This window comes from Streptomyces sp. NPDC093591 (assembly GCF_044764885.1).
Classification (GTDB): Bacteria; Actinomycetota; Actinomycetes; order Streptomycetales; family Streptomycetaceae; genus Streptomyces.
The window spans coordinates 146232-158126 of the sequence record NZ_JBIWIY010000006.1; the positions used below are offsets into that span (position 1 = coordinate 146232).

At 70.4% G+C, this 11895-nt stretch carries 9 protein-coding genes and 1 riboswitch; of the genes, 5 read left to right on the forward strand and 4 right to left on the reverse strand.

Annotation, left to right across the window (positions count from 1 at the left end; genetic code table 11):
* Positions 1–67: 67 nt before the first annotated feature.
* Together ACIREI_RS14880 and def are read left to right on the forward strand one after the other, a co-directional pair.
* Positions 68–1048 (forward strand): tetratricopeptide repeat protein, encoded by a 981-nt coding sequence (locus ACIREI_RS14880; protein ID WP_403332344.1) that lies wholly within the window; start codon positions 68–70, stop codon positions 1046–1048.
* A 72-nt stretch (positions 1049–1120) separates the two neighbouring features.
* Complete coding sequence (def, locus tag ACIREI_RS14885) at positions 1121–1771, forward strand: peptide deformylase (protein WP_403332347.1); 651 nt, start codon at positions 1121–1123, stop codon at positions 1769–1771.
* A 39-nt stretch (positions 1772–1810) separates the two neighbouring features.
* Here the strand turns inward: def and ACIREI_RS14890 are convergent, their stop codons facing one another.
* A complete protein-coding gene (locus ACIREI_RS14890; protein WP_403332350.1) occupies positions 1811–2776 on the reverse strand; it encodes a GlxA family transcriptional regulator in 966 nt (321 codons plus the stop codon).
* 92 nt (positions 2777–2868) lie between these two features.
* Between ACIREI_RS14890 and ACIREI_RS14895 the strand changes: the two genes are divergently transcribed.
* Positions 2869–3042: a hypothetical protein gene (locus tag ACIREI_RS14895; protein WP_403332353.1), complete on the forward strand. Its 174-nt coding sequence runs from the start codon at positions 2869–2871 to the stop codon at positions 3040–3042.
* A 27-nt stretch (positions 3043–3069) separates the two neighbouring features.
* The gene (locus ACIREI_RS14900) at positions 3070–3849 is read left to right on the forward strand and encodes a hypothetical protein (RefSeq protein WP_403332356.1); all 780 of its coding nucleotides are present in this window, start codon (positions 3070–3072) and stop codon (positions 3847–3849) included.
* 7 nt (positions 3850–3856) lie between these two features.
* On the opposite strand, the gene ACIREI_RS14905 is transcribed toward ACIREI_RS14900, so the two are convergent.
* The 3 genes from ACIREI_RS14905 to ACIREI_RS14915 all read right to left on the reverse strand — a co-directional run bounded on the left by ACIREI_RS14905 (position 3857) and on the right by ACIREI_RS14915 (position 8077).
* Entirely contained in the window at positions 3857–4867 is a 1011-nt protein-coding gene (locus ACIREI_RS14905; RefSeq protein WP_403332359.1) for a ribonucleotide-diphosphate reductase subunit beta, read from the reverse strand.
* Positions 4867–7254 carry a ribonucleoside-diphosphate reductase subunit alpha gene (locus ACIREI_RS14910; RefSeq protein ID WP_403332362.1) on the reverse strand — a complete coding sequence of 796 codons (2388 nt, stop codon included), beginning with the start codon at positions 7252–7254 and terminating at the stop codon, positions 4867–4869. Before ACIREI_RS14910 ends, ACIREI_RS14905 begins: the two co-directional genes overlap by 1 nt.
* Before the next feature lie 148 nt (positions 7255–7402).
* Positions 7403–7493: riboswitch (cobalamin riboswitch) on the reverse strand.
* A 77-nt stretch (positions 7494–7570) separates the two neighbouring features.
* A complete protein-coding gene (locus ACIREI_RS14915) occupies positions 7571–8077 on the reverse strand; it encodes a GNAT family N-acetyltransferase (protein ID WP_403332365.1) in 507 nt (168 codons plus the stop codon).
* Between the two features lie 145 nt (positions 8078–8222).
* Here ACIREI_RS14915 and ACIREI_RS14920 point away from each other — a divergent pair, with 145 nt between their 5' ends.
* Positions 8223–11840, forward strand: a complete 3618-nt coding sequence (locus ACIREI_RS14920; protein ID WP_403332369.1) for an NACHT domain-containing protein — start codon at positions 8223–8225, stop codon at positions 11838–11840.
* Positions 11841–11895 lie beyond the last annotated feature (55 nt).

An 11895-nucleotide genomic window follows, 5' to 3' on the forward strand; every position in this document is an offset into this window, starting at 1 on the left:
GCGAATGAGAGGGTGTCCGGGGGCGAGCACTAGCCAGCCCACTCCACGGAACTGGCAGGCGGGAATCGTGAGGATCTTCGGCAAGGGACGGCACCGGCCCTCCGCCTCCTGGCGGCAGGCCACCGACCGGGCGTTCACACTCATCGGCGACGGCCGGTACGAGGACGCGGGCGCGTTGCTGACACGTGCCGCCGATCTGGAGCCCTGGCTTTCGGAGTCCTGGTTCAACCTCGCCCTGCTGCACAAGTTCCGGCACGACTGGGAGCAGGCCCGCGCGGCCGGACTGCGTGCCGTGGCGCTGCTCGACCGGGAGACCGGGGCGCCCGACTGGTGGAACGTCGGCATCGCCGCCACCGCCCTGCAGGACTGGCCGCTGGCCCGGCGGGCCTGGCAGGCCTACGGGCTGCGGGTGCCCGGCGGGGCGACCGAGTCCGGTGAGCCGGTCGGGATGGACCTGGGCAGCGCGGCCGTACGGCTGTCCCCCGAGGGGGAGGCCGAGGTCGTGTGGGGGCGGCGCCTCGACCCCGCCCGTATCGAGGTGCTGTCGATCCCGCTGCCGTCCTCCGGGCGCCGCTGGGGCGAGGTCGCCCTGCACGACGGAGTGCCGCACGGCGAGCGGACCACGTCCGCCGGGCACGCCTACCCCGTCTTCGACGAGATCGAGCTGTGGGCGCCCTCGCCGGTGCCGACCTGGGTGGTCCTCCTCGAGGCCGCCACCGAGGCCGACCGGGACGCGCTGGAGCAGCTCGCCGCCGACGCCGGGTTCGCCGCGGAGGACTGGTCGTCGTCGGTGCGGCTGCTGTGCCGGATGTGCTCCGAGTCGCGGATGCCGTCCGACGAGGGCGACGGGGAGCACCTGGACCCGCACGACCACAGCGAGCCGGGTCACCCCGGGCCGCTGGGACACCGCACCGACGGGCAGCTGTGGGTGCCGGAGCGGGAGTGTGGCGTCGCAGCGCCCGCGTCACTGGTGCGGGGACTGCTGGACGGATGGGTCGCCGACAGCCCGGATTCCAGGGACTGGCGGGATCTCGAAGAGGTCTGCTGAGCATTCGCCGTACCCTGTATCAGCATCACAACCCCCTTTTCTTTTGTTTGTGCAGGAAGGCGTACGTCTGTCATGGCCCAGCAGGACACCGATCAGCAGCACGCGGGCGTGCTCCCCGTCGACGACGAGGGCTTCGTCATCGACACGGAGGACTGCGAGGAGCGCGAGCAGGCGTACCGCGAGCGTGGCACCTCGCGGCCCATCACCGTCGTCGGGAACCCGGTGCTCCACAAGGAGTGCAAGGACGTCACCGAGTTCGACGACGAGCTGCTGAAGCTGGTCGACGACATGTTCGCCTCGCAGCGCACCGCCGAGGGCGTGGGCCTGGCCGCCAACCAGATCGGCGTCGACCTGAAGGTCTTCGTCTACGACTGCATGGACGACCAGGGCAAGCAGCACGTCGGCGTGGTGTGCAACCCCAAGCTCGTCGACCTGCCCGCCGACAAGCGTCGCCTGGACGACAGCAACGAGGGCTGCCTGTCCGTGCCGACGGCGTACGCGCCGCTGGCCCGCCCCGACTACGCCGAGGTGACCGGGCAGGACGAGAAGGGCAACCCGATCAAGGTGCGCGGCACCGGGTACTTCGCCCGCTGCCTGCAGCACGAGACCGACCACCTGTACGGCTACCTCTACATCGACCGTCTCTCCAAGCGGGAGCGCAAGGACGCGCTGCGGCAGATGGCCGAGAACGAGCCGCGCTACCCCGTGGTCGCGAACGACTGAGGTCCGCGCGAAGGCGCCGACGGCCCCGACGGCGGCGGCTCAGGCCGCGTCCGGTCCCTGGAACGTCCTCCGGTAGGCGTTCGGGGTCGTCCCCAGCGCCCGTACGAACTGATGGCGCAGTGCGGCCGCCGTACCGAAGCCGGCCCGGCCGGCGATCGCGTCCACCGTCTCGTCCGTCACCTCCAGCAACCGCTGCGCCAGCAGCACCCGTTGGCGCAGGATCCAGCGGTAGGGAGTCGTACCGGTCTCCTGCTGGAAGCGGCGGGCGAAGGTGCGCGGCGACATGTGCGCACGCTCGGCGAGCTGCTCGACGGTGACCTCCTCGTCGAGGTGCCGCTCCATCCACGCCAGCACCTCGCCGACCGTGTCGCACTCGGAGCGGGGCAGCGGGCGCTCGATGTACTGGGCCTGCCCGCCGTCCCGGTGCGGCGGCACCACCATGCGGCGGGCGATTCTGTTGGCGACCTCGGGGCCCTGCTCCTTGCGCACGATGTGCAGGCAGGCGTCGATGCCGGCCGCGGTGCCGGCGGAGGTGATCACCGGGTCCGCGTCGACGTACAGCACGTCCGGCTCGACGACCGCCCGCGGAAAGCGCCGGGCGAGTGTCTCGGCGTGCCGCCAGTGAGCGGCGCAGCGCCGCCCGTTGAGCAGCCCGGCCGCGCCCAGCACGAAGACGCCGGAGCAGACGCTGAGCACCCGGGCGCCCCGGTCGACGGCCCGGCGCAGGGCGTCGAGCAGCTCGGGCGGGTACTCACGGGTGACGTTCCCGTCCGAGGCCGGGACGGCGATCAGGTCGGCCTCCTCCAGGCGTTCCAGGCCGTACGGGGTCGAGACCGTGAAGCCCGGGACGTGGGTGCTCAGCGCCGACCCCTCGGCCGAGACCACGGCGAAGTCGTACACCGGCAGGCCCTCGTCGCTCCGGTCGAGGCCGAACACCTCGCAGACGACGCCGAGTTCGAAGGGGTGCGCGCCGTCGACGAGGACGCAGGCGACGTTCTTCAGCATGCGGCCAGTGTGCCTCGCCGGTGGCAGTAAATCGAGGGTCTACGGCAGTCCTGCCACTGTTCGTAAGGAGTGTCCGGCGCGACAGTGGTGTCATGACTACGGAACAGACAGAAGGACTGCTCGCAATGATCACCGTTCTCGGCATGTTCGTCCTGCTGGTCCTCCCGTCGGTGATCGGGATCGTGCGCGACCGGCGCATCGACCGCCAGATCAGGGAGGCGGAGGAGCGCCGGGCCCGGCAGCAGGGCTTCGCGCCCGCGGCGTAACCTCTCCTGCACCAACAGGGGAGGACCATGAGACACAGACTGTGGGCCGTGGCAGGCGGGGCGGCAGCCCTGACCCTGCTCACGGCCACCGGCGCCCATGCCGAGGGCGAGGGCGACATCCGGGTCACCAAGACGGTCGTCAACGGCGGCAAGAACGTCATCGTCGGGACGACGAAGGTGGTCGAGTACCCGATCGCCATCACCATCACGGACGACTCGGGGGTGAAGGGGCTCACCCGCGTCAGCACCTTCAACACGTCCAGTGCCGTAGGGGGCGGCTTCGCCGAGTGGGTGGACACGGCGTGTGTGAAGAAGTCGTCGACCACCTCGGTCTGCACGGCCACGATGAGGATCACACCGTCCTGGATCCCCCACTACAGCGACGCCGACAGCAACAAGGCCGCCGGTGAATGGCAGGTCAACGCCACCGTCAAGGCGAACGACGGTGACTACTGGATCTCCGACCGTATCGCCCTCTACAAGGTCAAGCGTGCCTCGAGGCTCACCACCGACGCGACCCCCGAGCCCGTCGCCAAGGGTGCCACGCTCACCGTCAACGGCAAGCTGACGCGGGCCAATTGGGAGAACCTGGAGTACCACGGGTACACCGGGCAGCCGGTCAAGCTGCAGTTCCGGCCCGCCGGGGGCGCCCACTACAGCACGGTGAAGACCGTGACGACGGGCACCCACGGCAAGCTCAGCACCAAGGTCACCGTGACGTCGGCGGGCAGTTGGCGCTGGTACTTCCCCGGCACGACGACGACCGCGCGGGTCGTGTCGGCCGGGGACGCGGTGGCGTTGAAGTAGCCGCGGACTAGAAGTCCTCGTCCAGGTCGACCGTGCCCTCCACGGCGACCTGGTACGCCGACGGACGCCGCTCGAAGAAGTTGGTGAGCTCCTGGACGCCCTGCAGCTCCATGAAGGAGAACGGGTTCTCGGAGCCGTACACCGGGGCGAAGCCGAGGCGCGTCAGGCGCTGGTCGGCGACGCACTCCAGGTACTGCCGCATCGACTCGCTGTTCATGCCCGGGAGGCCGTCACCGCACAGGTCGCGCCCGAACTGCAGCTCGGCCTCGACGGCCTCCCTCAGCATGTCGGTGACCTGCTGCTGGAGCTGGTCGTCGAAGAGCTCCGGCTCCTCCTTGCGGACGGTGTCGACCACGTCGAAGGCGAAGGACATGTGCATCGTCTCGTCGCGGAACACCCAGTTGGTGCCGGTGGCCAGGCCGTGCAGCAGGCCGCGGCTGCGGAACCAGTAGACGTAGGCGAAGGCGCCGTAGAAGAACAGGCCCTCGATGCACGCGGCGAAGCAGATCAGGTTGAGCAGGAAGCGTCGCCGGTCGGCCTTGGACTCCAGCCGGTCCAGCTTCTCCACCGAGTCCATCCACTTGAAGCAGAACTCGGCCTTCTCGCGGATGGAGGGGATGTTCTCCACGGCCGCGAAGGCGGCGGCGCGGTCCTCCGGGTCGGGGAGGTAGGTGTCCAGCAGCGTCAGATAGAACTGGACGTGGACGGCCTCCTCGAAGAGCTGACGGCTCAAGTACAGCCGTGCCTCGGGGGAGTTGATGTGCTTGTAGAGGGTCAGCACCAGGTTGTTCGCGACGATCGAGTCACCCGTCGCGAAGAACGCCACCAGGCGGCCGATGAGGTGCTGCTCGGCGGGGCTGAGCTTGGCGAGATCGGCGACGTCCGAGTGGAGGTCGACCTCCTCCACGGTCCAGGTGTTCTTGATGGCGTCCCGGTAACGCTCGTAGAAGTCCGGGTAGCGCATGGGGCGCAGGGTCAGCTCGAAGCCCGGGTCGAGCAGGTTCTGATGGGTGGTCATTACTGGCAGGCCTCGCAGGACTCGGGGTTTTCCAGGGAGCAGGCGACGGCGTCTTCGGGCGCCGGCTGCTGAACGGGGATGGTGGCTCGGTTCTGCGCCTGGGCGGCGCGGGCGATGCGGGTCGCCGGGCGTGAGCGCAGGTAGTACGTCGTCTTCAGGCCCGACTTCCAGGCGTACGCGTACATCGAGGAGAGCTTGCCGATGGTCGGCGTCTCCAGGAAGAGGTTCAGGGACTGGGACTGGTCGAGGAACGGGGTCCGGGCCGCCGCCATGTCGATCAGGCCGCGCTGCGGGATCTCCCACGCCGTGCGGTACAGGGCCCGTACGTCCGCCGGGATCCAGGCGAAGTCCTGCACCGAGCCGTTGGCCTCGCGCAGCGCCTCACGGGTGCGGGCGTCCCAGACGCCCAGCGCCTTCAGCTCGTCGACCAGGTAGGAGTTGACCTGGAGGAACTCACCGGACAGCGTCTCGCGCTTGAACAGGTTGGAGACCTGCGGCTCGATGCACTCGTAGACGCCGGCGATGGACGCGATGGTGGCGGTGGGCGCGATGGCCAGGAGGAGGGAGTTGCGCAGGCCGGTGGTGGCCATACGGTCCCGCAGGGCGGCCCAGCGCTCGGGCCAGGTCAGCTCGACGCCGTAGTGGTCGGGGTGCAGGACACCCTGGGCCGTACGGGTCTTCTCCCAGGCCGGCAGCGGGCCGCTGCGCTCGGCGAGGTCGGCGGAGGCCTCGTACGCGGCGAGCATGATGCGCTCGGCGATCCGCGTGGAGAGCTGCTTCGCCTCGGCCGAGTCGAACGGCAGCCGCAGCTTGAAGAAGACGTCCTGCAGGCCCATCGCGCCCAGCCCGACCGGGCGCCACTTGGCGTTGGACCGGCCGGCCTGCTCGGTCGGGTAGAAGTTGATGTCGACGACCCGGTCGAGGAAGGTGACGGCGGTCCGGACGGTGGCGTCGAGCCGCTCCCAGTCGATGTCGCCGGTCGCCGTGTCGACGAACGCGCCGAGGTTGACCGAGCCCAGGTTGCAGACCGCGGTCTCCCCGTCGTCCGTGACCTCCAGGATCTCCGTGCAGAGGTTGGAGGAGTGGACGACATGGCCCGGCAGGGCCGTCTGGTTGGCGGTGCGGTTGGCGGCGTCCTTGAAGGTCATCCAGCCGTTGCCGGTCTGCGCGAGGGTGCGCATCATGCGGCCGTACAGGTCGCGGGCCGGGATGGTCTTCTTCGCGAGGCCCGCCTCCTCGGCCTTGCGGTAGGCGGCGTCGAACTCCTCGCCCCACAGGTCGACCAGCTCGGGCACGTCGGCGGGGGAGAACAGGGACCACAGGGCGTCGGCGTTCACGCGGCGCATGAACTCGTCCGGGACCCAGTGCGCGAGGTTCAGGTTGTGCGTACGGCGGGCGTCCTCGCCGGTGTTGTCGCGCAGCTCCAGGAACTCCTCGATGTCGGAGTGCCAGGTCTCCAGGTAGACCGCGGCGGCACCCTTGCGCCGGCCGCCCTGGTTCACGGCGGCGACGGAGGCGTCGAGGGTCTTCAGGAACGGGACGATGCCGTTGGAGTGCCCGTTGGTGCCGCGGATCAGCGAACCCCGGGACCGGATGCGGGAGTACGAAAGGCCGATGCCGCCGGCGTGCTTCGAGAGGCGGGCGACCTGGTGGTAGCGGTCGTAGATGGAGTCCAGCTCGTCCTTGGGGGAGTCCAGGAGGTAGCAGGACGACATCTGGGGGTGCCGGGTGCCGGAGTTGAAGAGCGTGGGGGAGGAGGGGAGGTAGTCGAGGCGGCTCATGAGCCCGTAGAGCGCGGCGACTTCGTCCAGTGCGCGAACGGTGTCGTCCTCGGCGAGACCGGCGGCGACGCGCAGCATGAAGTGCTGGGGCGTCTCGATGACCTTGCGGGTGAGGGGGTGCCGGAGCAGGTACCGGCTGTGCAGGGTGCGCAGGCCGAAGTAGCCGAAGCGGTCGTCGGCGGCGGTGTCGATCAGGGCGTCGAGGCGGGCCGCGTGGATCCGCGCGAACTCGGCCGTCCGGTCGGCGATGAGGCCCTCGCGGTGGCCGACGGCGACCGACTCGGTGAAGGACGTGACGCCCTGCGAGGCGGCCTCGGCGGCGATGGAGAGGGTCAGCAGCCGGGCGGCCAGCCTGCTGTAGGCGGGGTCCTCGGAGATGAGACCGGCCGCCGCCTCGGTGGCCAGCTCGCGCAGCTCCTGCTCGTCCGCGACGGCGGACCGGCCGCGCAACGCGGCGGCGGCGACCCGGCCGGGGTCGGCGTCGGGGAGGTCGGCGGTCAGCTCGGCCAGGGTCCGCAGCAAGGCGGTTCCCGGAGCGTCCTCGTCGGCCGGGACGGCCGGGGCGGTCGGAACGGCTGAGGCCGGGTCTGCTGGCGCGATGGTCACGTGGGGGCTCTCCCTCGCTCGGCACGGGGGCCTTGCGGGAGGGCAGGGGGCAGCACACGAGCGCACGCGGCGTCGCGTCCACCGGCCCATTCCACGAGGCCCGGACGTCGGAGCGCACCGACCGGGTGGCCGGGGCGCGCTGTCGGCAGGTCCTCGGACTGACTCTCGTACGACGGCATGCGGGCATACCTGTACGAGTACACCGTTGCGGGACAGTTCCGGATTCGCACCGGATTCCCCTGCGGCGACAGCGAGCATGAGCATACATCTTGTGCCGGGCTGTCGTGTCACCCCCAGATGTTGTGTCGGGGTGGTTTCAGAGTGTCAACTCATAGGTGAGGAGAGTGATGTCGTCGAGGGCCGGGATCGGGTTCCAGTCCCGCTCGGGCGTGCGGACGAAGCCCAGACGCTCGTAGATGCGGTGGGCGCCGTGCATGGTGCGCTGGGTCGACAGGACGATGCGTACGCAGCCCTCCGTGGCCCGTGCGCGGTCGACGCAGGCGCGTACGAGGGCCTCGCCGGCGCCACGGCCGCGCGCCTCCTGTGAGACCGCCAGCATGCGGATCTCCGCTTCGCCGGGGCCCGCTATGTCGGCCATGGGGCCGCCGGACGGGACGAAGGTGACGCCGCCGAGGAGTCTGTCGCCGTCGGCCGCCACCAGAACCTCGGCTGCCGCGGCCCGCTTCGCCACATTCCTCAGCTCGCCCAGGTACTCGTCGCTCTCCCCGAAGTCGAGCAGACCGTCCTGGAGGTAGGCCTGCGCGGTGATCTCACCGAGGGCCTGGTACTCGCCGGGTTCCACCTGCCGGATCGTGACGTCCATGACGCCGAGTCTGCCGGACGGGAACGGCTGGTGGCCTCGGTTCTTCCACCGGGTTGCGGGGCGTGCCGCGAGTGCTTCCATGGAGGTAGGTGTCGGTGCCCGCGGTCCCTCCGTTTCGAGAGCCTTTCTCGGAAGGAGACGCATGATGACGAGGGTCGTCCGCCGCCCGCCCGGCAAGGAGAGGCCGCGCAACGCGCCGATGGCGACGCTGGCTCCGAGACGGATGGCGAATCGGATCAGCCGCGTCCTGATCGGCCACTGGCACACCCTGGCGATCCGTCTGGAGGCCCGGCGCGGCACCACGCGTCCGAAGAAGTGGCGCAGGTGGATCTCGTACACCAACGTGGCCAGAATTGTTTGGGCGCTTGGCGCGCTCGTGGTCCTCGGTTGGGTCGGGGCGGGCGTGCACATGCTGGTCGACAAGGGCAAGCCCTCCCCTGTCGAAGAACTGCAGAGCGAAGCGGGAGTCGACGCCCTCGTCCGGTTCATCGGCCCGGTGCTCACGGCTTCGGTCGCCGCCGCGCTCTTCCTGTTCTGGTGGTACAGCTGGACCAAGCGGCGCTACCTCGCCAAGGCCCGGAGCGATCCCCGCCGACTGGTGCCCACCGCCGGCCCCGACACGGGCGAGATCGTGGGCCGGGAGGAGATCGCGCAGGTCATCGCCGAACGGCTGCGGGAGCGAGACACTCGTCGGCCCTATCTGCTCGTCGGCGGCGTCGGCGTGGGCAAGACCGCCCTCCTGGTACGGCTCACCGAGCTGCTGGCCCGGCAGAACGCCGTGCCCGTACCGATCCGGCTGCGGGACGCGACCGACGGGACCGACCTGGACTTCGAACGCATGGCCAGGCGGCGGTTCGCCGACGAGGCGCCCCGCGGCATCCTCGCGCGCGGCAAGACCGAGCGGGTCTGGCAGCAACTGCTCGCCGACGACAAGCCGGTCGTCATCGCCGACGGACTGGAGGAGGCCCTCCTGGGCGACGGCCTCCAGCAGAACCGGGACAACATCATCCGGCGGGCCATCGAGCGGGCCCACGAGGAGAAGCTGCCCCTCGTCATCGCCTCCCGGCCGCACAGCCCGCTGGAGAGCACGTCCGCCGCGATCGTGGAGCTGGAACCGCTCAGCGAGGAGGAGGCCCTGCGCTTCGTCCAGGCGCACGTCCCGGAGACGGACGAGCGCCGCGTGGACTGGATCGTGGAGACGGCCGAGGTGACCGAGTCCCCCGTCTACCTGCAGATCGCCCGGGAACTGCACCGCCACGGCGCCCTGGAGCACGACCGGCCGGACAACGATCCGCAGCACATGAACACCCGCAGCCGGGACCGCGGCACGCTGCGGCTGTGGCTGCTTCAGACGTGGGACGAGGCGCTGTGCCAGGGGCGGCTGCGCCAGGACGTCGCACTGACCCCGCAGGAGCGCCGTGACACCCTCGAAGTGGTCTCCGCCCTGGCGTGCGTCGGACTGCTCCAGGACAAGCTGGAGGTCGACTTCGCGGAGCTGCTGGACTCGGACGTCCACCCCGGTCCGGCGCGGCGCGCACTGGCCCGGGCCGGGCATCTGTGGGCCGGCCGGCGCGGCTTCGACCGGTACGGCCGGCGCGGGAACGTCTTCTCCGAGTGGCACCGGCAACAGATCTGGGACGTGATGTGCGAGCGGCTCGGCGAGGAGGAGCGAAGGCGGCTGCGCGAGGGGAACATGGACCAGTGCCGTGCCGCCCTCGCCCGCTTCGCAGGCAACGCGGACAAGCTCGCCCTGGTGGAGGGCTTCGAGCGCAGGGTCCGTTTCCCGCACAGCATCATCCAGGCCTACTTCGGCTACCGCGTACTGAACCAGCTGGGCGAGCGGGGCGCCGGCGACCTCGTCGAGCAGTCGCTGCAGCCGCCCGGCCCCAGTCGCGAACTGCTCATCGCCCTGGTGCTGTTGTCCCGCAGGCGGGCGGCGGGACTCAGGGCCCGAAGGGGCGGCGTCCGCGCCGAGGTGAAGAGGGAGATCGAGGAGCTGGTCCGCCAGTCACCCGTGCGGGGCCACACCTTGGCCGACCTGCTCTGCAGGGCCGCGGACCGCCGCACGGACGACCCGAAGGCTCTGGATCTCTACGCCGCCGCCATGGAGATCGAGAGCGTGGAGGACGATCCGAGACTGCTCAGCGGCATCGTGGCCAAAGCGCGCGAGAGCTGGACCGGTTTCAAGGGCGACCAGCGCACCCTCGACGACGCGAAACTGAGACTGCTCAAGCAGCTCGGAGCCGCACTGCGGAGCGTCTCCGACCGGATCGACACCACCCCGCTCTACGAGCAGCTCTTCGAGATCGGCGTGCAGGAGCCCTCGTACTCCATACGGCTGGCCGCCGCCCAGGAGTTCGGCACGGGCGGCAACCCGGCGTTCGCCCTGATCCGTGCGCGGGTCGGGCTGAACACCGACCCCGTGAAGGAGTACAACGACAGGCTCGGCGAGTTGAAGACCTGGAAGCGGCAGGAGTACGAGCAGTGGGCCGCGCACATGGGCCGGGCGAGGGCCGCCGCGCCCTCACGGGCCAGGTCCGAGCGCATCGCCCGGTTGCAGCGGGACCGGCGGGAACTCAACCAGGACTACCGGCAGAAACGGGTCGATCTGTTCCGGGAGTTCGTGATGCGTGCCTGGCTGATCCCCATGCTGCTGGGCTCGGTCGACGAGGCCCACCGTGACGAGGCCCGCGAGCGCCTCACCAAGTGGCTGCGCCACCTCGACCCGAAAGCCACCGGCGGCGTCCCCGACCTGCCGCTCGCCCTCGAAGCAGCGCTGGCCCAGGGCTTCAAGTACGCGGCCAACCGGCGCAAACGCCACCCGCACGCCTACCCGGACGGGCGCGCCGACCTGATCCGCCAGGCGGAGACCGTGCTGCAGCAGTCCCGTTGCTGGTATTCACAGCTCATCCTGCTGCAGGCGCTGTGTCTTTGGGAACTTCCGGACAGCGTGAGCACTCATGAGCGGCGCGAGCAGGCGACGGCGGGCAAGGACGGCGACCGCGACGGTGGGAGAGAGCCGGCCCGGACGATGAGTGGCGCAACCGCCGTACAGACTGTTGAGCGCTGGCTTTCGATGGCCGGCACAGTGAACAGAGCGCCCGGCCACCCCGGTGCGCACGGCGACTCGCCCCGCCGGTCGCTGCATCCGTTCGTCGCCGAGGCGGGCGACCTGGTGGCCCTCGCGCTGGAGACCGGGCAGCCCGAGCGCTTCCTCTGGATCGACGAGAAGGGGGTCGCCGACAACATCGGCGCGCGCACCGGCAACCCCGAGGGATACCGCAAGCACAACCTGTGGATCCCGCCCTCGGTCGGGTGGAGCACCCTCGACGCACGCGCCCAGCGTCTCGTCGCCGACATGATGGTGATGCTGAACCTCATCGACCGGGACGGGCACCCGGACGAGGTCGAGGAGCGGATGGCCCGCGCGGAGCAGCCCGGGATGCCGCTGCCGCCGTGCATCCGCAGCGACCGTGCGCCGCTGCGGCCCGAGCTGCGGGCCGGCATCTCGGACCCGCCCGCGCCGGGAACCAGCTGTCTGCCCGACTGCAAGTTCCAGCTCTGCCCGTACCCGCCCCGGGGCTGTGTGCCGCGGGGGGAGATCCGGGAGCCGTTCTGCCGGCAGCAGCAGGCGCTGCTGCCGGGACGCGTGCGGCGGTGGCTGCCCAGGGGGGTGCGCAGGAAGACACCGCAGTGGGTGAGTATGCGAGTCCGCGAACTGGACGATTTCTGGGACGCGATGGCCAGGCGTACGAGGGACTAGCGGCCGGCGGACACGCCGACGGCCCCGGACACGCCGACGGGCCGCCGGATTTCTC